Source organism: Antrihabitans spumae (assembly GCF_043944905.1).
Taxonomy (GTDB): domain Bacteria; phylum Actinomycetota; class Actinomycetes; order Mycobacteriales; family Mycobacteriaceae; genus Antrihabitans; species Antrihabitans spumae.
This window is the reverse complement of record NZ_JBIMSN010000126.1, coordinates 91,571-113,009: the sequence shown is the minus strand read 5'-3', so window position 1 is coordinate 113,009 and position 21,439 is coordinate 91,571. Positions and strand designations below refer to the sequence as shown.

Sequence of the window (21,439 nt, the reverse complement as noted above, 5' to 3'; positions counted from 1 at the left end):
CGGCCGCGCGAATGGTGGTGTCAGCCGAGCAAGGTCGTGATAGCCCCGGCGATGGCGTTGTCGTCGATCAGGCCGCCGCCGGGAATCTTCGCCGTGGCCAACTCCTCGGCGAGCCGAACCTTGACGGCGTTCGCCCACGTCCGGGAGTCGTCGCCGATGGCCACGTCGTCGACTTTGGCGATTCGAAACAGCCCGTGTGGGAACTTGCGGGCGTGGACACCGATCTCGACGCGAGCCGAGTTCGGGCTCGTCGCAATCGCCACGACCTCGACGTGCACGACCTTCGCGCCCGCTAGCTCGACCGAGTTGCCGGGTCGGAACGTGAGAACCTGCACGACCGACGGACCTTTCCGCCCGGACCGATGCCATAGCTGCGACCGAACGAATGTCCAACCCATCGCGTCGACCGCCGCGCGGAGCGTGTGATGAACCGGCAGCGCATCGATGTCGAATCGAGCCGTACCGCCGTACGCGAGCGGGCTCAGTTCGACGCCGGGGCGAGAACTGTAGGTGAGGAAGCGCAGATCGCCGATTGCTGTCGGAGGCGCCCAGATCGGCAACCTGACTGTGAAGGGCAGGTCGGCGGTCGGCCCAGCCGTGTCGGCATCGGCAAGAACGGCCTGCTCGGCTATGTCGAGCGTGGCGGAAACCTCGCTCGATGTGAGGCCCTCACCGCTGTGGTAGGTGTTGTCGACGTCCTTCTTGCCGTTCACGACAACCTTTGCCGCGCAATCGCCGAGGCGGTAGCCGGGCGCGACCTTGGCCGAGACGAGCGCGAGCGACACCTCGCGGCCGGGTACTGCTGGTTCCGTGCCCACTTCGAGCTTCCATGTGGTGCGTTTCTTACGCCAGAACAGCAATCCCATAGCGCGGGATCGTAGCGCGACACCTCACGAGCGTCCGGAGTTCGAAATGGGATCGGAGCCAACGAAAATTCGGTAGGACATACCGATGTCGCAGGTCGGCAGGCGGCGTAGACAGAAAGGCATAGACAGAAAGTAGGCATAGTCGCCGCGTCGAGAGGAGACAGAGATGGCGATCGACCGCGCGTCGAAGTTCTTCGACCATCTGGACGAACTCAGGTATCAGCCGACCGAGAAGCGGGTTCGGGTACTTGCCGGGGGGACAACCGTCGCGGATACCCGCGCGGCACTGTTGATCTGGGAGCCCCGCCGTGTCGTTGCGTCCTATGCGATCCCGACGGTCGACATCAGAGGTGACCTCGTCGCGATCGAGGCGACCGCAGCCGACGAGCGGCCGGTGCAACTCGGCGCTGGACCTCCCGTGCTCGACCCGAGTACCGCGTTCGCGTTTCACACCGCTGCCGGCACACCTGTCGAAATTGTCTCCGGCGCGGCGAGAGGCGTCGGCTATCGCCTCGCCGACCCCGACCTCGACGGTTACCTCGTCCTCGACTTCGACGCGTTCGACTGGTTGGAAGAGGACGAATCGATCTTCGGGCACCCGCGCGACCCGTTCTCCCGCATCGATATGCGTTCGAGTTCGCGACACATCAGGATCGAGCTCGGCGGCGTCGTGCTGGCGGAGTCCTCCCGGCCCGTCCTGCTGTTCGAGACGATGATTCCCGCTCGGTTCTACCTTCCTGCGGACGATGTGCAGGTCGCGCTCACCCGAAGCGACACCCGAACAGTCTGCGCATACAAGGGTCACGCGACGCACTGGTCGGTCGACGTTGCGGGTGAGGACGGCACGAACATCGCTTGGAGTTACGAGAAGCCGCCACCGGAACTGAGCCAGGTGGCCGGTCTCGTCTGCTTCTATCAGGAACGAGTCGACGTCACCCTCGACGGTGTTGCACAGCTGCGCCCGGTAACTCCCTGGTCGTAGCCAGGCATAACGGACGAGTCGAACAGCCATCGATCCGCGGGCGTCAATCCTGGTACGGGCGCACGATTTCGGGCCATTGACTGCGCCGTCGCTGGGCGGCAGAGTTTAATTACGACACACGGTAGGACCGGGTCTGCGCCGTGGCGAAGCACCGTCTACGATTCGATGAGCGATAGCCAGCGATCGTCCGCCTCGCCGCGAGCCGGACGAGCATTCAGGAGGATCAGTGACTGCGGTAGAGCCCAAGCCGGTTCCTCAGCTCGAAGCTGTCAGACCGTACCCACCTCGGGTCGGCCCCAAGGGCTCGTACATCTGGAAGATGGTCACGACGACCGACCCCAAGGTGCTCGGGATCATGTATCTCGTCACCGCGGTCGGCTTCTTCCTCATCGGCGGCCTCATGGCGCTGCTCATGCGTTCGGAACTGGCCGTTCCAGGCCTGCAGTTCCTGTCCAACGAGCAGTACAACCAGTTGTTCACCATGCACGGCACGATCATGTTGCTGTTCTACGCAACGCCGATCGTGTTCGGTTTCGCGAACGTCGTGCTGCCGCTGCAGATCGGTGCTCCTGACGTCGCGTTCCCGCGTCTCAACGCGTTCAGCTACTGGCTCTACCTCTTCGGCGCGACGATGGCGACCGCCGGCTTCATCACCCCAGGTGGTGCCGCCGAGTTCGGTTGGACCGCGTACTCGCCGTTGACGAGCGCACTGTATTCACCCGGCGTCGGTGCAGACCTATGGATCATGGGCCTCGCGGTCAGTGGTCTCGGCACGATCCTCGGTGGCGTCAACATGACCACGACCGTCATCGTGCTGCGCTGCCCCGGCATGACGATGTTCCGGATGCCGATCTTCACGTGGAACATCCTCGTGACCAGCATCCTGGTTCTGCTTGCGTTCCCGCTGCTCACCGCAGCGTTGATGGGCCTCGCTGTCGACCGTCACCTCGGCGGCCACATATACGACCCAGCTACCGGTGGCGTGTTGCTGTGGCAACACCTGTTCTGGTTCTTCGGTCACCCCGAGGTGTACATCATCGCGCTACCGTTCTTCGGCATCGTGTCCGAGATTTTCCCGGTATTCAGCCGAAAGCCGATCTTCGGCTACACGACCCTGGTCTACGCGACGCTCGGTATCGCTGCGTTGTCCATCGCCGTGTGGGCGCACCACATGTACGCGACCGGCGCCGTGCTGCTGCCGTTCTTCTCCTTCATGACGTTCTTGATCGCCGTTCCTACGGGCGTCAAGTTCTTCAACTGGATCGGAACAATGTGGCGAGGGCAATTGACCTTCGAGTCACCGATGCTGTTCTCTGTCGGTTTCCTCGTGACCTTCCTCTTCGGTGGTCTGTCGGGCGTCATCCTCGCGAGCCCGCCGCTCGACTTCCACGTCACGGACTCGTACTTCGTGATCGCGCACTTCCACTACGTGCTCTTCGGCACCATCGTGTTCGCCACCTTCGCCGGAATCTACTTCTGGTTCCCGAAGATGACCGGTCGCATGATGGACGAACGCCTGGCCAAGTGGCACTTCTGGTTGACGATGGTCGGTTTCCATGCCACCTTCCTCGTGCAGCACTGGGTCGGTAACGAGGGCATGCCCCGCCGCTACGCCGACTACCTGCCGGGCGACGGTTTCACGTTCCTCAATACGTTCTCCACCGTCGGATCCTTCATCCTCGGCGCATCGACATTGCCGTTCGTCTGGAACGTCTTCAAGAGTTTCCGCTACGGCGAAGTTGTCACCGTCGACGACCCGTGGGGCTACGGCAACTCGCTCGAATGGGCAACGACCTGCCCGCCGCCGCGGCACAACTTCTACGAGTTGCCACGCATCCGGTCGGAGCGTCCGGCATTCGAGCTGCACTACCCGCACATGGTCGATCGAATGCGAGCTGAAGCTCATGTCGGCTGGGGCGCCGGTGGTCACGCCACCGAGGTCCAAGAGAAGAAACCTTCGCTGACCAAGTAGTCGCAACGCCGAGTCCCCGCCGGTTTCACCGGCGGGGACTTTGCTGTTGTGCCCAACCTCTGCTTTCTCGGGCTGCGCAACCACGGTCGGCGCACCATTGACACAATGGGTCCCGACTGGCTGCTAGCCCGGCCGCTTCGCGACGAACGGAGTTCATTCGGTGGGTTCATCCGTCACCACTGTGCTAATCACCGTGACCGGCCAGGACAAGCCTGGTGTCACATCGGTACTGCTAGCGGCGCTCTCGCGCCACGATGTGAGCCTCCTCGACGTCGAACAGGTCGTGATTCGCGGCCGCCTGACGCTTGGGGTTCTCGTCTCGTGTCCCAACGACCCCGAGGCACTGCAGGACGAGCTGGAAGAAGCGATGAACACGGTCGGCGTCGAAGTCGACGTGTCGATCGGCGCAGACCCCATCGGTCGAGCGGGTTTGTCGACCCATGCGGTCGTCGTGCTCGGCAGTCCGGTCACGGCCCGGGCGTTCAGTGAAATTTCGCGCAACCTCGCGAAACAAGGCACCAACATCGATTCCATTCGGGGAATTGCCGACTACCCGGTGACGGGCCTGGAACTGCTGGTGACGACGGTGGACACGGGTGCCGACGCCGACGCCAGGCTGCGGACCGGGTTGGCCGAGGTCGCGGTTCGCGAGAACGTCGACGTCGCGGTCGAGCGGGCCGGTCTCGCGCGGCGCAACAAGCGCCTGATCGTCTTCGATGTCGACTCCACTCTCATCCAGGGTGAAGTCATCGAGATGTTGGCTGCGCGCGCGGGTGTCGAGGACGAGGTTCGCGCGGTCACCGAGGCAGCGATGCGTGGCGAGATCGACTTCGGGGAATCGCTGCACCAGCGCGTTGCGACCTTGGCAGGGCTTGATGCAAGCGTCATCGACGAGGTCGGTGAGTCCATTCAGCTGACCCCGGGCGCACGCACCACCATCCGCACGCTGCGCAGGCTCGGGTTCCACTGTGGCGTCGTCTCGGGTGGCTTCCGTCAGGTGATCGACGGCTTGGCGCACGAACTCGAACTCGACTTCGTCGAGGCGAACACCCTGGAGATCATCGACGGCAAGCTGACCGGCCGGGTCGTCGGTGAGGTCATCGACCGCAAGGCGAAGGCGGTCGCGCTGCGAAAGTTCGCTGCCCAGGTCGGGGTCCCGATGGAGCAGACCGTCGCCGTCGGTGACGGCGCGAACGACATCGACATGCTCAACGCAGCCGGTCTCGGCGTCGCGTTCAACGCGAAGCCCGCGCTACGTGAAGTTGCCGACGCAGCGCTGTCGCATCCGTTCCTCGACGCGGTGCTCTTCATCCTCGGTGTCACGCGCCACGAGGTCGAGGCTGCCGACGCGTTCGATGGGTTGGTACGACGCGTTCCGCTCGGACCAGCGGTGTAGCGAGTGCGGAGATGAGCGATTTCGCGGCTCGCCACGCGGTCCTTGCGGCTGGCTACGGCGCACGCGACGAGCCGGACGATCCCGCGCTGATCCAGGCGATGCCGATCGTTCTGCACCTGCCGAAGCAGGATCCACCCAAGCGTTCGGCGGTGCTGGAAGCAGCTGCGGCGTCGGTTGTCGCGCTGTGCCTCGACGAGCGAGTCGGTGTGGACGGACCGTGGGAGACCGCATTTCGTAACTGGGTCGACGTGCGTATCCGCAAGGTTGCCCGACGCGCACGGGGAGCGCATTGGCTTGCAGCGCAAGAGATCGACGGGATCACCGTCGACATCGATGGTGCGCAAGCACGTGCGCTGGTGCCAGGTCCGGTCGGCGAGCTGGACCCTCGGATCAAGCGCCTGCAGGTGGGCGGCACTGATCTCGAACACGACGATCCCGCCGAACGCACCGGTGTCCCGGTGCTCTGGGTCAATTCCGCCCTCGACATGACACTCGGCAAGACGGCAGCCCAGGTCGGCCACGCCTCCATGCTCCTCGCTGCGGCGATGACCACCGACGACGCGTTCGAGTGGTCGGTGCGCGGATTCGATTGTGCTGTGCGGCAGGCGGATTCGCACAGGTGGGCGAAGCTTGCGCAGGAGGTCGCCCGCGGCGCGGCTGTCGGCGTGCGCGATGCCGGTTTCACCGAGGTTGCGCCCGGATCGATGACCGTCGTCGCGATGGTCTGACGCCCGATGGATCTCGAGACAGCGCGACAGCGGTTTGCCTCCGCGCGAGTCGCACGACTGGCGACAGCGAGCGACTCGGGTCAGCCGCACTTGGTTCCCCTTGTGTTTGCCGTCCGCAACGATCTCGGGCACGGCCACACTGTGTGTTTCGCGGTGGATCACAAACCCAAGCGCTCTCGACAGCTTCGTCGCCTCGACAATATTGCGGCCAATCCGGCTGTAAGCCTGCTGGTCGACCACTACGCCGACGACTGGTCGACGTTGTGGTGGGTCCGAGTCGACGGCACAGCGACCGTTCTTGATGCCGAGAGCGACGACGGTCGGTCGGCGATCGACGCCCTGGTGGCCAAGTATCGGCAGTACGACCAGGTGCGGCCGGCCGGACCTGTCGTCGTGGTGCGAGAACTGACCTGGCACGGGTGGTCAGCGGAAGTGGCCAGCGACTAGGCAGGCCAGAATCCCGCAACTGGCTCTTTGTTGGATGGCCAGTTGCCGTCACGCTGGTGTCATGCTTCTTCGTCGACTCGGTGCTCTCTACTTCGGTCTCTGGCTCTACGGGTTCTCCATGGCCGTGATGATTCGCGCCAATTTCGGGTTGGACCCCTGGGACGTCTTCCATCAGGGCGTCACCGAGCACGTTCCGCTCAGTTTCGGCACCGTCACCGCGCTGACCGGCCTCGTTGTGCTGCTGGCCTGGATTCCGCTTCGACAGCGCCCAGGTCTCGGGACGATCAGCAACGTCGTCGTCATCGCAGTATCCGTGGATGCGGGATTGGCGACACTGCCCGACATCGACGAGGTCTGGCTGCGGGTCACCGCAATGATCGCAGCGGTGGTACTCAATGCCATAGCCACCGTGCTCTACATCGGCGCCGGAATGGGTCCCGGACCGCGCGACGGATTGATGACTGGACTGGTCGCGCGGACCGGTCTCTCGGTCCGACTGGTCCGCACGGTCCTCGAAGTGACGGTGCTCTCGACCGGGTGGTTGCTCGGCGGCAGCGTCGGCGTCGGAACGGTCGTCTACGCCTTCGGGATCGGCCCGCTCATCCAACTGTTCATCCCAGCGGTACAGCGCTACCTGCCGGGATTTGCGGTGGCCGACACCGCCGAACCTCAGCGAGACACCGATGCGGTCGTCGATACCAACCGCTCGATCAGTTCGGTGCCCAACGTCAGCGCGTCGTAGCTGCCGTACTCCTCGCCCAGCGCTTGCGCTTTCGCGCGGTAGCCGGGCTTGTCGAGTATCGCGCGGACGGCGTCGCGTACCGCCTGCGGTTTGGGTGCGGCGGTCCGCAGATTGATTCCTGCACCGGACCATTCGACTCGCATCGCAACTTCGGGTTTGTCCTCCGTCGTGCCGGCAACGATCAGCGAAACCCCGTGCGAGAGAGCGAGTTGCACACCGCCGTAGCCGCCGTTGGTCACCACAACCGAGACTTTCGGTAGCAGGTGGGCGTAGGGGATGAACTCCTCGACACGAGTGTTGGCGGGCGGATTGTCCAGACCGAGCTCGGCTGCCGGTCGACCGCCGGTCGCGACGACAACGAGGACGTCCTCGTCGGCAAGGCCGGCAAGGGCAGGGGCGAACAGTTCAGGGGTCGCGTTGGCGATCGTGCCCTGTGTGATGTGAACGACCGGGCGGCCAGCGTCGAGTTCGTGCCACCACTGCGGCGGAGTCCAGGCAGCATCCGAGGATGCCGAGATGGGCCCGATGAAATGCACCTGAGGGGCCAGGTCGCTGCGCGGATACTCGATGCCAGGAACGGACGGATTCAAATACAACGCGGCGGTATCCGTTGCGTCCATCAACCAACCAGCAGGTTGAAGACCTGCGGCGACGCGAACGGCGTTCCAGCGCTGCTGCACATCACGAAAGACAACGTGCTGGACAACCCAGTTCAACGCACGGTTGCGAAGCCGACCGAGTGCCGAGGCACTCGGCGCCATACCGAGGCCGAACGGTGCGGTGTCGCGGCTCGTGAGAACAAGCGGTACGACGTTCAGCACGGCAAGCCGTATTGCAGCTGTGCTGCGAAGGTGGACGTCGTACTCCACCGGACCTCGTGACCCCGCGCAATCAGTCTCTGTGCCAGGGGAATCAGTGGGGTTACGTGGCCGTAGATGGGGACGGTCGCGATGAGGATGCGTGCTTTGGCTGCCATTGATCTGCCGTTCGTTGGGGGCTTTCCTCATTTGTAGAGACTCGTCGGGTTCGCGGAATCGGTACCTCATGCCTAAATCTGTGCCCGGACTCCAGGTGTTGTTTTCGGGCGGAATGGGTAATCGAACCGAATAAACGGGTAATCCGTTGACAGTCGTGAGTCCGACAGGAGTTACCGGAGAGGGGCAAGCATCGTGGATGTCAACGTAGTGCTGCTGGCGATCGTCGGTCTGTGGATCGCGGCGTCTATACCTGTTGCGATCATGCTCGGTCGGATGTTCGACGCAGACAGGCGGCTCGGGATCACCTCGTACGTGGACGGGCACGGTAGGCAAGAACAGTCGGACCGGTCGTTTCGACAACGGCGTCCGACTCGATCCCAAGCTTCTCACGAGGCCGACCCAGCGAATCGGACGAATCGAAGGCAGGCTCCAGCGTTCCGTCGAACCACTCCGGAGCGCCGAGGCTGATACTGGCGGCGGGTCCGGCATGGAGAACGAGGAGCCAACTGGTCTCGTCGAGATTTACCCTGTCGTCAGTCGACCGCACGTCGGAGACGTCGATCCACGCCTGCAGGGTGCGGCGCGAATCGTCGTGCCACGCATCGTTGTCCAGCTCGCGCCCATCGATGCCGAACCACACCAGATCGGGATGTCCGGTCGGTGTGTCGCGGCCTGAGAAGAACTCGGCCTGACGTAGTGCGGGCGCCGACCGGCGCAGCGCGCCCAGACGCGAAACATATTCGGCGAGTTCGTCGTTCCCGCCCGTCCAGACGATCGGCCACGAATCCTGCAGTGGCGCATCGGCTGCGACGCAGTAGGCATTGTTGTTGCCACCTTGGGTGTGCCCGATCTCGTCGCCTGCCAACAACATCGGAGTTCCCGTCGACAACAGCAGAGTTGCGAGCAGCGCTCGCATGTGCCGACTCCGTGCCGCGACGACGTCAGGATCGTCGCTAGGTCCCTCGACGCTGTGGTTGGTGGAGAAATTGTGTTCGGTGCCGTCGCGGCCGTACTCACCGTTCGCCTCGTTGTGCTTGTTCTCGTAGGAGACGAGGTCGGCGAGAGTGAACCCGTCGTGAGCGGTGACAAAATTGACCGACGCCCATGGCCGTCTGTTTCGGCCGTACAATTTCTCCGAACCCGCAAGGCGAGAAGCCAATTCGCGAACATTCTGGTCGCCGTTCCAGAATCGCCGGACGTCGTCGCGAAACTTGTCGTTCCACTCCGACCACTGCAGCCCGAAGTTGCCTGCCTGATATCCGGCTGCCGTCGCATCCCACGGTTCGGCAATCAACTTGGCGCGCTGCAACATCGGGTCGGCGACGATCGAACTCAGCAGGGGCGCACGCGAATCGAACGGTCCGCCAGCGGTTCGGCCCAGGGCTGACGCGAGATCGAACCGGAAGCCGTCGACACCGAGCCGACCGTAGAAGTAGCGCAGACTGTCGCAGATCATCGCGACGACCGCGGGGGAGTAGGCGTCGATCGTGTTGCCGCAGCCGGTGATGTCGATGTCGCGGCCGTCGGCGTCGAGTTGGTAGTAGCCGGGCGCGTCGAGGCCACGCCAACTCACGGTCGGACCTGCAATCGACGCTTCGCACGTGTGGTTGTAGACGACATCGAGAACGACCTCGATTCCTGCGGCGTGCAGCGCGGCGGTCATGGTCGCGAACTCGTCGATCTCGCGGCCAGGCGCTGTCGCGTAGCTGGGGTGCACTGCGAAATAGCTTGCGGTGGAGTAACCCCAGTGGTTTCGCAGCCCGCGTGACCGGACGGAAGGTTCGCTGAGAAAGGCGTGCACCGGCAACAGTTCGACGGCCGTGACACCGATTCGCCGGAGATGATCGAGGATCGGTTCCGCGGCGAGTCCCAGATATCGGCCACGATGTTCCGGCGGCACGTCGGGGTGCCTAGCCGTGAACGATCCGACATGCAGTTCGTAGATCACCGTGTCGGCCCACGGCGTTTCGAGATGGTCGGTCACCGAGCCCGGCTCGACACCGACCACCGACCGCGGCATATGGGCGAACGAATTGACCAGGGACGGATCGCCGAACGGGTCGTCGCCGGCGTAGCCGAGCAACGCGGTCGCATCGCCTAGTCTGCCGTCGATCCTGCGCGCAGCAGGGTCGAGGAGAAATTTCCGAGGATTCATCCTGCGGCCTCGTCGGGGATTCCACTCGCCGTACGCCCGGTACCCGTACTGCTGGCCTGCGAAGACGCCGTCGACGGTGCCGTGCCAGATTCCGTAGGTGTGGTGTGGCAGGTCGATTCGCGTCTCCGCGCCGTCGTCGACGAGACAAACCTGAACCCGTTCGGCATCGGGCGCGTGAACGGCGAAATGGGTGCCTGAGCGTGTGAGTGTCGCTCCGAGCGGATAGGGCGACCCAGCAGGCAGCGGATCGGTTGCATAGCGCTGCACAGGGGTCGTCGAAACAGAGGGGCTGAAATCCGGTTGCCGCGACACGATGTCGATACTGCCGTGAAGGTTCGCCCGATGTGGGCAAAGATGGGGGCCGTGCCCGAACCCGATCCAGATCTCCTCATCGATTTTGCCGACGTACTCATCCGCCGTTCGGGGGTGACGCTCGTCGGCCCGGTGACGTGGCAGGTCGAGCTCGACGAGAAGTGGGTCGTTCTCGGTCCGAACGGTGCGGGTAAGACCTCGCTGCTCCGAATGGCTGCAGCCGAAGTGCACCCGACGTCGGGGCGCGCTCATCTGCTCGGTGAAGTCCTCGGCCGCGTCGACGTGCAGGAACTGCGACCGCGAATCGGACTGTCGTCGTCGGCGCTGGCGAGTCGGGTACCACCCGACGAGAAAGTCAGCGACCTCGTCATCTCCGCCGGGTACGGCGTCCTCGGCCGTTGGCGGGAGAAGTACGAGAAGGTCGACGTCACTCGTGCTGTCGATACGTTGGAGAGCCTCGGAGCGGAGCACCTCGCCGACCGGACCTACGGAACGCTGTCGGAAGGCGAGCGCAAGCGGGTTCTGATCGCGCGAGCGTTGATGACCGACCCTGAGTTGCTGCTGCTCGACGAACCTGCCGCGGGCCTCGACCTCGGTGGGCGCGAGGAACTCGTTGCCCGGCTCACCGACCTCGCCGAGGATCCGGACTCACCGGCGACCGTGCTAGTCACCCACCACGTCGAAGAGATCCCGCCCGGCTTTACCCACGGCCTGCTGCTCAAAGAGGGTGAAGTGGTGGCCCAAGGCTTGCTGGAGGACGTGCTGACCAGCGAGAACCTCAGTGCTGCGTTCAGCCAGTCCATCAGCTTGGATCGTGTCGACGGACGTTATTTCGCGCGTCGCACGCGGGTTCCGGGTCGGCACAGATCGCGGTGATTCCGCCGCCGTAGGGTGCAGGGCATGAGCGAAGAGCCTGATCTCGTCCCGACACCCAAGGACGCGTCGACCGTCATTCTCGTCCGCGACGGCGATCCCGGACTCGAACTGTTCCTGCTGCGTCGCGTCGGCGGCATGGCGTTCGCCGGCGGCATGACCGTCTTTCCGGGCGGTGGTGTCGACCTTTCCGACGCCGACGCCAGTCTCGAGTGGGCTGGCCCGCCCGTCGAGTGGTGGGCCGAGCGTTTCGGTGTCGATCCAAGCCGCGCGAAAGCACTGGTCTGCGCCGCGGTCCGGGAGACGTTCGAGGAATGTGGCGTGCTGCTTGCAGGCGCGACGCACGACACCGTCGTCGCGGATACCTCGCAGTACCGCGCGGACCGCGAACGACTCGAAAAACGAGAGCTGACGTTCGGCGAGTTCCTCACCCGCGAGAATCTCGTCATCCGAGCCGATCTGCTGCGACCGTGGGCGAACTGGATCACGCCGATCGGTGAGAAGCGCCGTTACGACACCAGGTTCTTCGTCGCGGTCGTCCCAGCGGGCCAGCAGGCCGACGGAGAGACATCGGAAGCCGCCGCGGTGTCGTGGCATACACCCGAAGCTGCGATCGCACAGTGGCGGCGCGGCGAGTCGATATTGCTGCCGCCGACCTGGACCCAACTCGAGACGCTGTCCCGGTTCACCGACACAGCGAGCGTCTTGGCGGCCGAGCCCGAGATCGAGCCGATACTGCCGCTGCTGCATACGGTCGACGGCACGCTTCGGGTCGATTTTCCCGGCATGGACGGCTACTACGAAGCAGGCCCACATCCGTGGGCGGGCCCGTCGCGCGCGTAGCGTTTCCTGACATGGCTGAATTCGTGACGCTAGAGGTCGCCGACGGCATCGGCACCATCACCATCGCGAGGCCGCCGGTCAACGCGCTCAGTTTGCAGGTCCATCGCGAACTCGTCGCCTGTGCACGGCAAGCGAATTCGAACGCCGACATTCGCGCCGTGATCGTGTACGGCGGCGAAAAGGTGTTCGCGGCCGGTGACGATGTCAAAGAGATGGCCGAACTCAGCGCGGGGGAGATGGCGTTGCTCGCCGGCGATATTCAAGCCGCGCTCGGCGCTGTCGCCACGATCACCCAGCCGACTGTGGCGGCCATCAGCGGATACGCGCTCGGTGGTGGACTCGAGGTCGCGCTCGGTGCGGACCGAAGGATCATCGGCGACAACGTGAAGCTCGGCCTCCCCGAAATTCTGCTCGGAGTGATTCCTGGCGGTGGCGGCACCCAGCGACTTGCACGGCTGATCGGACCGAGCAAAGCGAAGGATCTGATCTTCACGGGTCGATTCGTCGACGCCGACGAAGCACTTGCGATCGGACTCGTCGACGAGGTCGTGGCGCCGGACGAGGTCTACAACGCGGCTCGTGCCTGGGCGCAGCAGTTCGTCGGCGGACCCGCAAAAGCGTTGGCGGCGGCGAAGTCCGCGATCGACGACGGACTGGCGACCGATCTGGAATCGGGCCTCGCCATCGAGCGCCGCGCCTTCGCGGACCTCTTCGCGACCAAGGATGTCGGGATCGGGCTGCAATCCTTCGTGGCGAACGGGCCGGGCCGGGCGGAATTTACCGGCGAGTAGCTAGGGATACTTCCGATAACGGGCGGGTCGAGGTCGGCAGCTTGGCCTAGACGCGGAGCTTGCGGAGCGTCCATCCAACGGGCTAAGCCGGGTCGCGAAGCATGAGTGACGCGGCCTAGTAGGCTGCCCTTCATGACTGCAAGTCCCAAAGAGCCAGGCCGACGTCTCGCGGCGGTGCCGGACCTCGACCCCGCGCCCAACCCGCATGCCACCCAGGCGGAGGTGGAGGCAGCGCTGAAGGACACCAAACTCGCGCAGGTCCTCTACCACGACTGGGAAGCGGAGACCTACGACGACAAGTGGCACATCTCCTACGACGAGCGCTGCATCGACTACGCCCGTGGTCGCTTCGACGCTGTCGCGGGCGAGCAGCCGTTGCCGTACGAACGCGCACTCGAACTGGGTTGCGGTACCGGTTTCTTCCTGCTGAACCTCATGCAGGGCGGCGTCGCGAAGACGGGTTCGGTCACCGACCTCTCGCCGGGCATGGTGAAGGTTGCGCTGCGCAACGCCGAGAGTCTCGCGTTGCCTGTCGACGGTCGCGTCGCCGATGCCGAGACGATTCCGTACGAGGACAACACCTTCGACCTGGTCGTCGGCCACGCTGTGCTCCACCACATTCCGGACGTCGAGCAGGCTCTGCGCGAGGTCTTGCGGGTACTCAAGCCGGGTGGCCGCTTCGTCTTCGCGGGCGAGCCGACCACCATCGGTGACTTCTACGCACGCTGGCTCGGCCGCATCACCTGGGAAACGACGACGCGAATCACGCGACTGTCGGCGTTCGCCGACTGGCGTCGTCCGCAGGCCGAACTCGACGAGTCATCCCGCGCGGCCGCTCTGGAAGCTGTCGTCGATCTGCACACGTTCGATCCGACCGACCTCGAGAAGATCGCGACCGCAGCCGGTGCTGTCGAGGTGCACGCGCACACCGAAGAGTTCTCGGCAGCCCTGCTCGGTTGGCCGCTGCGGACCATCGAGTACGCCGTACCCGCCGAGAAGCTCGGCTGGAACTGGGCACGGTTCGGGTTGACCAGCTGGAAGACCCTGACCTGGGTGGACGAGAAGGTTCTTCGCCACGTCGTGCCGCGGGGATTCTTCTACAACGCCCTGATCACAGGTGTGAAGCCGAGCTAGTTGAGCTACGCCTTCACGGCGGCCGATGTCGAGTTTCTGATCGGTTCGGCTGGCGTCGACGCGCTCGCCGAAGCCGACGCACTCGAATTGTCGCCGCGTACGCACCTGCACGATCTGGGTGTGGCGCGGCGACTTTTCGGTTCCAACGCCGCCGCAGTGGTCGAAACCGTGCTGCTGCGTCGGCGGTCTGCCGGCAAGATCGCGGACGGTCGGCAGTGGCTCTACACCGACGATTCCCTGCAGCAGGCAACGCCGACGGTCGTCGCGAGGCACCGCGCCCGTCGCCTCGCCGGACGTGCCGTCCACGACGTCACGTGCTCGATCGGCGCGGAACTCGCGGCTCTGGTCGAGACCTGCGGTCCGGTACTCGGTAGTGATATCGATCCGATCCGGTTGCAGATGGCCCGTCACAACGTGGCGCGTGCGGTGCTGCTACGTGCCGACGCCCTGACACCGACGACGCGCGACACGGTTGTCATCGCCGACCCCGGGCGACGGTCCGGCGGCAAACGCACACACGATCCCGCTCAGCTGCAGCCACCCCTGCCCGATCTGATCGACGCTTATCGTGGCCGAGACCTCGTCGTGAAATGCGCACCCGGACTCGCGTTCGATCGGCTCGGGTGGTCAGGCGAGGTCGAAATCGTCTCACTCGACGGCGGCGTCCGCGAGGCGTGCCTGTGGTCCGAGGGCTTAGCTGCTAGCCCGACACCTGTGACCCGTCGGGCCAGCGTTCTCGCCACAGACGGGACAGGCTGGGACATCACCGACGCCGATCCGGACGACATTCCCGTGCAGCCACCGGGTCGATGGATCGTCAATCCGGACGGTGCGGTCGTTCGGTCGGGTCTGGTTCGCCACTACGCGGCGAGGCACGGGCTGTGGCAACTCGATCCACAGATCGCCTATCTGACCGGCGACGAACTTCCCGCAGACGTACGCGGGTTCCGGATCCTCGAGCAGCTCAAGTACTCGGAGAAGGCCGTTCGACAAGAGTTGACCCGACGCAATTGCGGCACGCTCGAAATTCTCGTACGCGGTGTCGACGTCGATCCGGCCGTCCTTCGGCCGCGGCTCAAGCTGCGCGGTAGCGAGTCGTTGTCGCTGGTGATCTCGCGGGTCGGGCGGTCGGCGGTGGCGTACGTGTGCGAGGCGCCACCGCCTCGCGGTTAGTCGGAGTCGGACTCGAAGACGAACAGTTCGCCGAGCAGCGTCGGTGTCAGGACTTCGCCCTTCGGCCCGATCGACGTTCCGACCGTGATGCCCTTCGCATTCGGCAGCGCGTCCTCGTCGAGCGTCTCGCCGGTTTTCGTGTCGAAGGTCAGCAATGCCAGCTCGGCGTCGGGTCCGTCGCCCTTGCGAATCACGGTGTACCCGGTCGAGCCCGCGGCCTGGGCAGGTACGCCTGCCTGAACGAGTTCGGTTCGCTCCCAAGCCAATTCGGCACGATCGCCCGCGTCGCGCAGGGCAATCAGATGTCCGCCCTGACCGCCGGAGGGGATGATCAACCCGTCGTCGGAGGTCGATTGGCTACCGAGCGGGGTGAAGCCCAAGTCGTAGGTCCACTTCGTGGCGCCGGTTGCGGCGTCGACCGCGTAGAGCATGTTCTCGTTGTCGTTCACATACACCGTCGAGCGGTCGGCGGACAGGTCGGGCGTGGTGGCGGAACCGCCGGGCAGGATGTCCGATTTCCACTCGCGGGTGATCGTCGGTTTGTCACCGCCCGTGTAGCGCAAGGCGACCAGCGAGGCGACCGGAGCTCCCGGCTGCCACACCGTCACGAAGAAGCGGCCGGTGTCGAGGTCGATCGCAGGGGTGTTCGCGACAGGGCACTCGGCGGTGCCCGCGAAGCAGGCCTGCAGGCCGAGGTCGTCGAGGGGGACAGGCAGGTCGGGATTCTGGATCGGATCGGGTTGGGTCAGCAGATCGAACGGTGCGGCGACGCGAAGCCCGGTCTGACGTTCGAGCACGTTGACCTGACCGCGTTGCGTGACGGACAGGACGTTGCCGTCGCCAGTGAACTGCGCGGAGATCGGCGTTCCGACAACCGGCGTGCGCCACCGCGGCTGACCGTGGTCGTTGAACGAGCTGACGGCTCCGTTGTCGCCGACGTATATGTTGGTCTCTCGGTCGACGATCGGAGTCGACGCGATCACTCCAGGCCCGAGGATCGAGCAGAACCGCTTGCGGCCGCTCTCCATCTCGAAGGAGAAGAGGTTGCAGCCGCCATCCATCTTGGACGTGACGAAGATCTGGCCGTTTGCGGCGATCGACGCGTACGCGGCGACAGGTCCACCGATCGGGCGCGACCAACTCAGTGACAGGCTCCGCGAACCCTCGACCGTACTGGTGTCGCTGTTGCGGGCGTCGGCGTGGATCCCGGGCCATCCGCCTGCCGCGAAGATGTCGGACGGGGTGTCGTCCGCGCCGCAGCCGACCGATACCAGCGCCGTGACTGCAGCGAGTGCAACCAACGACGACCGAGCCACCCGCATTCTCTTCTCCTAGTCCGACCCGTCATAGGACCTGCGCTACGAATCCGCACGAGACTATCGCGACCACCCGACCCCTCGGGTACCGGACAACCCGTGGGTGGTGGCCGAAGGGGCGAAAGTAGGCTGGCCGACCATGACGAATATGTGGGGCGCCCCGCTGCGTACGAGATGGCGCGGTTCGCGCCGCAGCGATCCCGATCAGGCCAAATTCCTGACGATGGAGTCGTTGCGCTGGGTCAAGGCGAACAAGGCGTACACGCCCTGGTACCTCGTCCGCTACTACCGGCTCGCGAAGTTCAAGATGGCCAATCCGCACATCGTCCTGCGTGGCATGGTCTTCCTCGGCAAGAACGTCGAGATCCACGCGACGCCCGACCTGGCCAGGATGGAGATCGGGCGCTGGGTCCACATCGGCGACGGCAACGCGATCCGGTGCCACGAGGGTTCGTTGCGGATCGGCGACAAAGCCGTGTTCGGCAAGGACAACGTTGTCAACGCCTACCTCGACATCGAGATCGGGTCGTCGACGTTGGTCGCGGACTGGTGCTACATCTGCGACTTCGACCATCGTATGGACGACGTGACCGTTCCTATCAAGGATCAGGGCATCCTCAAGGGTCCCGTTCGGATCGGGCCGGACACCTGGGTCGCGGCGAAGGTCACGGTGCTGCGCGGTACGAGGGTCGGCCGCGGTTGTGTGCTCGGTTCGCACGCCGTTGTGAAGGGTGAGATCCCGGACTACAGCATCGCGGTCGGAGCACCCGCGAAGGTCGTCAAGAACCGCAAGGACGCGTGGGAGGCCGGCGCGGCCGATCGGGCGAAATATATTGCAGCGCTGGAAGATATCGCGCGGAAAAAGGCGGCGGGACTCAACGGCGAGCTCGACGCAACATCCTGACGCCGCAGCCGGTTACAGCAGCGGTGACGCGGGATCCCGGTCGGGGAGTGGACGTTTCACAACTTCCGGCCGGGTGAGCGGATGCCTGACCCGACGCTTGGCGCTCTGATACACCTGCGTGGTCTCGGCAGCGACGACGTGCCAGTCGAAATCCGACGTGAGTCGCTCTCGGGCGGCGGTTGCTCGAAGTTGTGCTGCGGCGGGGTCGTCGAGGGTTTCCCTGACCGCTGAGGTCAAGCCTGCGACGTCGCCGGGTTCGAACGACAAACCGGTGACGCCGTCGACGACGGCTTCGCCGAGTCCGCCTGCGGTCGAGGTGACCAAAGGTGTTCCAGCAGCGGCTGCTTCGAGTGCGATGATGCCGAAGGGTTCGTAGCGGCTCGGCAGGACGATCGCGTCCGCCGCGTGCAACCAGCTGAGCAGTTCGGTGTGCCCGAGGCTGCCGAGGAACGACACCGACCTCGCGACGCGGTGGGTACGCGCAAGCTCGTAGAGCCAATCGAACTGGGTACCCTCGCCGGCGATCGCAAGTGTGGTTCCGGGGTGACTACGCCGGATTCGGGGCAGTGCCGCAATGGCGTCCTGAATGCCCTTCTCGTATTCCAGCCGCCCGACGTAGAGCAGACGTGCCGGCCCCGACCTCGGCTGCCGTGGTCGGAAGCTCCAGGTCGTGACGTCGATACCGTTGCGAATCACGGTGATCGGCCCCAGCTTGCTGCCGTAGAGCCTGCTGACCTCGTCCCGCATCGACGACGAACAGGTGATCAGCGCATCGGAATCGTTGGCAAGCCACCATTCGACCGAGTGCACCTGACGGTTGATGACGCCAGACACCCAGCCGCTGTGCCTGCCTGCCTCGGTCGCATGCAGCGTCGAGACGAGCGGCACGTCGTAGAACTCGGCCAGCGCGATCGCAGGATGAGCGACCAGCCAGTCGTGTGCGTGGACGACATCGGGTTGCCAGCCGTCGCCGACGCCGGGCTTGCCGAGTGCAATACCGGCCCGGACCATCGCGTGGCCCATTGCGAGGGTCCAGGCGAGCATGTCTTCACCGAAGTTGAAGTGCGGCGGATCCTCGGCGACAGCGACGACGAGAACGCCCTCGGCGATGTGGGAGTGCGTGGGGTGGGTTGCAGCGTCGGAACCGGTCGGTCGTCGGGACAACACGACGACCTCGTGTCCCGCTGCGGCCAACTCGGTCGCAAGATGATGGACGTGGCGACCGAGCCCGCCGACGACGACGGGTGGGTACTCCCACGACACCATCAGAATCTTCATGCGGCTCCCTGGCAACTGCCTGTGTGACGACCCCTGTTGTGACCCGTGAAGTTGCTTCGTCGTCATGGTCGGACTCTCGTTGCCGATTCTCTATTCGGCAGTCTGCGCGCGTCGAGTCCGGGAAACAATCCGTCGGCCTGCGCCCATCCTGCCGCTAAACGGTGCGCTCGCGCGAGTTGACCCGATGATGCCGCCTCGGCGATCTCTCGAACGGCGTGTGCGTGCAGGTGCGCGCGATCGCGTGCGTAGCCGGCTGCAGAGTCCTTGCTCACCATGAACGCCCAGTCGCTCGACACGGTCAGCAGCGCCTCGCGGAGCAGTTGATCGTTGACAGGGTTGCGAAGTTCCAGGCCCGTGCTGCCCGACCTGTCCTTGTCGACGGTGTCGAGTGCCGTACGAACGACCTCGTCGTTGAGCGCAACGAGGTCCTTGACCTGATCGCCCGCCCACACTCGCCAATCCTTGCCGGACCCCCATGACGAGTCGTGCAGCTGCACCGGTTCGCCGACATACCCCCGCTCGCGTGCGCTCGCCAGTGTGCCGATGTCGATGCCGGCTTCGGGCAGCGCGCGTAAGACCTGGTCGAGCCATTGCGGACCCTCGTGCCACCAATGTCCGAACAACTCGGTGTCGAACGCTGCGACGACCAACGCGGGACGACCGATACGGTCTGCTTCCGAGCGCAGACGCTTGCGGACGACCTCGACGAAGTCGTCGACGTGCCGGGCAATCGCGGCGCCCGCAAGTTCGGGGTCGTACGGCGCTTTGTCTGCCCCTTCGACGGTCCGACCCGTCACACGTGACGCTTTGAGGCCTGTGTCGTGATCGTAGGTATGGAAGTCGCGGTACGCAGCGTGGCCGGGGTAGCCCGATTTGGGGGACCACACGCGGTAGCTGACCTGCAGATCGCGTCCGAATGCGACGACGTCGGCGTCGCGGACCGGACGCCCGAGGGAGGTGTCACCACGGAATGCGGGTCCGTCGACCATGAAGTGGCCGATGCCCGCGTCGTCGTAGTCGAGTTCCATGCCCGGGGTGTAGCCGCACTCCGGTGCCCAGATTCCGGTCGGTCGCGAACCCCAGCGTTCGTTCGCGTCGGCGAGACCTTCGGAGAGCGAGAAAGCGCGCAGTCGTTGGTCGAGCAACGGCTGGAACGGATGGGCGAGCGGTCCGCCGAGCAGTTCGATCGCACCGGAGTCGATCAGGCCACGCAGAAGTGGGGAACTGCCGTGGCGCCAATTGGTCTCGAAGTCGTCGAGTGCTGCCGCCGCGAGGCGGTGCTCGCGCGCGCCGAGTTCGCGGTGCGCGGCACTGTGCATCAGTGCGGCTTCGTTGGCGCGCAATTGCCAGTTGCCGAGCCAATGATGCATGCCGGCGAGTGAGTGCGGGTCGTCGAGTTGGGCCGCGAGAACAGGGGTTACGCCGAGGCTCAACAGTCCGGTTCGGCCTTCTGCGGCAAGCCTTTTCAGAACGCCAACGACGGGTAGGTAGGACGCCGCCCAGGACTGATACAGCCATTCCTCGCCGACAGGCCACCTACCGTGATTGGCGAGCCACGGGAGGTGGGAATGCAGGACCAGGGAAAACATTCCCGGTTCGCGGCGTGCGGTCGTCACCGATCGGTCGGTTTCACTGCGATGGCAAGCAGATCGAGGCTGGCATCGATGTTCGGATCGCTGATCTCGAAGTCGTCGGTGGTGACGGCGGCAACGTCGGCGGTGAGGTCGGCGGGCCATGCCTCGCCCGCGAGTGCACGCTCGATCTGAGCGTCGATGAACGAACCGCCGTGTTTGGCGTCGAGCGCCTTCAGGCTCGGTCCGTGATGCACGCCGGTGAGGATCGACACCGTGAAGCCGGCGTCTTCGAGAAGTTCGCGCAGTTCTCCTGCGTTGAGTTCGCGGGTGTGAAACGGGTTGAGGGGAGTGTCACGTCCCGGCGAGAACGTGATCCGGTTCGGTGTACTGATCAGCAGTTCGCCGCCCGGCTTGAGCACGCGGAAGCATTCGCGCAGGAATTGCAGTTGGTCCCACAGGTGTTCGATGACCTGGAAATTCACCACGACGTCGACCGATTCGTCGTCGATCGGCAGTGCCGCGAGGTTGCCGTGCCGCATGTCGACCCGCGGGTAGCGAGCGCGGACGTGTTCGACTGCGCTCACGTCGTAGTCGACGCCGATCACCGATTTCGCGACGTCGGCAATCATGTTGGCGCCGTAGCCTTCTCCGGATCCAGCTTCGAGTACCGCGCGGTCGGTGCAGCGACCGAGCAGGTCGCGGTAGACCACCTCGTGGCGACGGAACCAGTAGTTCTCCTCGGCAATGCCGGGCACGGTCCGCTCGCCGGTCAAAGGCAGCGGGTCGAGTGCCGTCTCGTGTGCCGGGGCCCCGGCACTGGAGGCGGCCGGGTTCGCCGTAGGTGCTTCGCTCATCGGATCGACGTTAGTGCCACGGGTGTCGGTGCAGGTGACGTGGTCGTGCACACCGTGTGATTTGTGCCATGTTACCGGTGAGTAGCATAGGATGGGGTAATCTCTCGCAGAGCAATTAGGCG

The 21,439-nt window shown here is 64.8% G+C and carries 19 protein-coding genes; 12 read left to right on the top strand and 7 right to left on the bottom strand.

Annotated features, from left to right (window positions below):
* Window positions 1-20: 20 nt before the first annotated feature.
* Entirely contained in the window at window positions 21-866 is an 846-nt protein-coding gene (locus tag ACHIRB_RS25985; protein ID WP_395115397.1) for a hypothetical protein, read from the bottom strand.
* 166 nt (window positions 867-1,032) lie between these two features.
* Here ACHIRB_RS25985 and ACHIRB_RS25980 point away from each other — a divergent pair, with 166 nt between their 5' ends.
* The 6 genes from ACHIRB_RS25980 (at window position 1,033) to yczE (ending at window position 7,133) form a co-directional block, all read left to right on the top strand.
* A complete protein-coding gene (locus ACHIRB_RS25980; RefSeq protein ID WP_395124205.1) occupies window positions 1,033-1,848 on the top strand; it encodes a DUF427 domain-containing protein in 816 nt (271 codons plus the stop codon).
* 226 nt (window positions 1,849-2,074) lie between these two features.
* A complete protein-coding gene (gene ctaD, locus ACHIRB_RS25975; protein WP_199702929.1) occupies window positions 2,075-3,820 on the top strand; it encodes an aa3-type cytochrome oxidase subunit I in 1,746 nt (581 codons plus the stop codon).
* Between the two features lie 160 nt (window positions 3,821-3,980).
* On the top strand, window positions 3,981-5,216 hold the full coding sequence (gene serB / locus ACHIRB_RS25970; RefSeq protein WP_199702928.1) for a phosphoserine phosphatase SerB: 1,236 nt from the start codon (window positions 3,981-3,983) through the stop codon (window positions 5,214-5,216).
* An 11-nt stretch (window positions 5,217-5,227) separates the two neighbouring features.
* Window positions 5,228-5,944: an aminoacyl-tRNA hydrolase gene (locus tag ACHIRB_RS25965; protein ID WP_395115395.1), complete on the top strand. Its 717-nt coding sequence runs from the start codon at window positions 5,228-5,230 to the stop codon at window positions 5,942-5,944.
* A gap of 6 nt (window positions 5,945-5,950) precedes the next feature.
* Window positions 5,951-6,391, top strand: coding sequence for a TIGR03668 family PPOX class F420-dependent oxidoreductase (locus ACHIRB_RS25960; RefSeq protein ID WP_199702926.1), 441 nt, complete (start codon window positions 5,951-5,953; stop codon window positions 6,389-6,391).
* 61 nt (window positions 6,392-6,452) lie between these two features.
* Window positions 6,453-7,133 carry a membrane protein YczE gene (gene yczE, locus ACHIRB_RS25955; RefSeq protein ID WP_395124206.1) on the top strand — a complete coding sequence of 227 codons (681 nt, stop codon included), beginning with the start codon at window positions 6,453-6,455 and terminating at the stop codon, window positions 7,131-7,133.
* On the opposite strand, the gene ACHIRB_RS25950 is transcribed toward yczE, so the two are convergent.
* Both ACHIRB_RS25950 and glgX read right to left on the bottom strand, forming a co-directional pair.
* Complete coding sequence (locus ACHIRB_RS25950) at window positions 7,061-8,002, bottom strand: glycosyltransferase (protein ID WP_395124207.1); 942 nt, start codon at window positions 8,000-8,002, stop codon at window positions 7,061-7,063. The genes yczE and ACHIRB_RS25950 overlap by 73 nt on opposite strands.
* 409 nt (window positions 8,003-8,411) lie before the next feature.
* Complete coding sequence (gene glgX / locus ACHIRB_RS25945; RefSeq protein WP_395124307.1) at window positions 8,412-10,532, bottom strand: glycogen debranching protein GlgX; 2,121 nt, start codon at window positions 10,530-10,532, stop codon at window positions 8,412-8,414.
* Between the two features lie 87 nt (window positions 10,533-10,619).
* Between glgX and ACHIRB_RS25940 the strand changes: the two genes are divergently transcribed.
* The 5 genes from ACHIRB_RS25940 (at window position 10,620) to ACHIRB_RS25920 (ending at window position 15,391) form a co-directional block, all read left to right on the top strand.
* Window positions 10,620-11,453 (top strand): ABC transporter ATP-binding protein, encoded by an 834-nt coding sequence (locus ACHIRB_RS25940; RefSeq protein ID WP_395124308.1) that lies wholly within the window; start codon window positions 10,620-10,622, stop codon window positions 11,451-11,453.
* Window positions 11,454-11,477: 24 nt separating this feature from the next.
* Complete coding sequence (locus tag ACHIRB_RS25935) at window positions 11,478-12,293, top strand: NUDIX hydrolase (protein ID WP_395124208.1); 816 nt, start codon at window positions 11,478-11,480, stop codon at window positions 12,291-12,293.
* Window positions 12,294-12,304: 11 nt separating this feature from the next.
* Complete coding sequence (locus ACHIRB_RS25930; protein WP_395124209.1) at window positions 12,305-13,084, top strand: enoyl-CoA hydratase/isomerase family protein; 780 nt, start codon at window positions 12,305-12,307, stop codon at window positions 13,082-13,084.
* Between the two features lie 132 nt (window positions 13,085-13,216).
* Window positions 13,217-14,218: a class I SAM-dependent methyltransferase gene (locus tag ACHIRB_RS25925; protein WP_395124210.1), complete on the top strand. Its 1,002-nt coding sequence runs from the start codon at window positions 13,217-13,219 to the stop codon at window positions 14,216-14,218.
* A complete protein-coding gene (locus tag ACHIRB_RS25920) occupies window positions 14,219-15,391 on the top strand; it encodes a THUMP-like domain-containing protein (protein WP_395124211.1) in 1,173 nt (390 codons plus the stop codon).
* Here ACHIRB_RS25920 and ACHIRB_RS25915 read toward each other — a convergent pair.
* Complete coding sequence (locus tag ACHIRB_RS25915) at window positions 15,388-16,713, bottom strand: outer membrane protein assembly factor BamB family protein (RefSeq protein ID WP_395124212.1); 1,326 nt, start codon at window positions 16,711-16,713, stop codon at window positions 15,388-15,390. The two genes, ACHIRB_RS25920 and ACHIRB_RS25915, sit on opposite strands and share 4 nt — an antisense overlap.
* Before the next feature lie 133 nt (window positions 16,714-16,846).
* Between ACHIRB_RS25915 and ACHIRB_RS25910 the strand changes: the two genes are divergently transcribed.
* Entirely contained in the window at window positions 16,847-17,611 is a 765-nt protein-coding gene (locus tag ACHIRB_RS25910; protein ID WP_395124213.1) for an acyltransferase, read from the top strand.
* 12 nt (window positions 17,612-17,623) lie between these two features.
* Here the strand turns inward: ACHIRB_RS25910 and ACHIRB_RS25905 are convergent, their stop codons facing one another.
* From ACHIRB_RS25905 to ACHIRB_RS25895, 3 genes are all read right to left on the bottom strand, one after another.
* Window positions 17,624-18,889, bottom strand: coding sequence for a glycosyltransferase family 4 protein (locus ACHIRB_RS25905; protein ID WP_395115388.1), 1,266 nt, complete (start codon window positions 18,887-18,889; stop codon window positions 17,624-17,626).
* Window positions 18,890-18,951: 62 nt separating this feature from the next.
* Complete coding sequence (locus ACHIRB_RS25900; RefSeq protein WP_395124309.1) at window positions 18,952-20,478, bottom strand: 1,4-alpha-glucan branching protein domain-containing protein; 1,527 nt, start codon at window positions 20,476-20,478, stop codon at window positions 18,952-18,954.
* A gap of 23 nt (window positions 20,479-20,501) precedes the next feature.
* Window positions 20,502-21,317, bottom strand: a complete 816-nt coding sequence (locus ACHIRB_RS25895) for a class I SAM-dependent methyltransferase (protein ID WP_395124214.1) — start codon at window positions 21,315-21,317, stop codon at window positions 20,502-20,504.
* Window positions 21,318-21,439 lie beyond the last annotated feature (122 nt).

Bases quoted from the DNA above. Each gene is read 5' to 3' on its own strand.
- ACHIRB_RS25985 (WP_395115397.1), bottom strand. From the start codon at position 866: ATGGGATTGCTGTTCTGGCGTAAGAAACGCACCACATGGAAGCTCGAA.
- ACHIRB_RS25980 (WP_395124205.1), top strand. From the start codon at position 1,033: ATGGCGATCGACCGCGCGTCGAAGTTCTTCGACCATCTGGACGAACTC.
- ACHIRB_RS25965 (WP_395115395.1), top strand. From the start codon at position 5,228: ATGAGCGATTTCGCGGCTCGCCACGCGGTCCTTGCGGCTGGCTACGGC.
- ACHIRB_RS25960 (WP_199702926.1), top strand. From the start codon at position 5,951: ATGGATCTCGAGACAGCGCGACAGCGGTTTGCCTCCGCGCGAGTCGCA.
- yczE (WP_395124206.1), top strand. From the start codon at position 6,453: ATGCTTCTTCGTCGACTCGGTGCTCTCTACTTCGGTCTCTGGCTCTAC.
- ACHIRB_RS25940 (WP_395124308.1), top strand. From the start codon at position 10,620: ATGGGGGCCGTGCCCGAACCCGATCCAGATCTCCTCATCGATTTTGCC.
- ACHIRB_RS25935 (WP_395124208.1), top strand. From the start codon at position 11,478: ATGAGCGAAGAGCCTGATCTCGTCCCGACACCCAAGGACGCGTCGACC.
- ACHIRB_RS25930 (WP_395124209.1), top strand. From the start codon at position 12,305: ATGGCTGAATTCGTGACGCTAGAGGTCGCCGACGGCATCGGCACCATC.
- ACHIRB_RS25925 (WP_395124210.1), top strand. From the start codon at position 13,217: ATGACTGCAAGTCCCAAAGAGCCAGGCCGACGTCTCGCGGCGGTGCCG.
- ACHIRB_RS25915 (WP_395124212.1), bottom strand. From the start codon at position 16,713: ATGCGGGTGGCTCGGTCGTCGTTGGTTGCACTCGCTGCAGTCACGGCG.
- ACHIRB_RS25910 (WP_395124213.1), top strand. From the start codon at position 16,847: ATGACGAATATGTGGGGCGCCCCGCTGCGTACGAGATGGCGCGGTTCG.
- ACHIRB_RS25905 (WP_395115388.1), bottom strand. From the start codon at position 18,889: ATGAAGATTCTGATGGTGTCGTGGGAGTACCCACCCGTCGTCGTCGGC.
- ACHIRB_RS25900 (WP_395124309.1), bottom strand. From the start codon at position 20,478: ATGTTTTCCCTGGTCCTGCATTCCCACCTCCCGTGGCTCGCCAATCAC.
- ACHIRB_RS25895 (WP_395124214.1), bottom strand. From the start codon at position 21,317: ATGAGCGAAGCACCTACGGCGAACCCGGCCGCCTCCAGTGCCGGGGCC.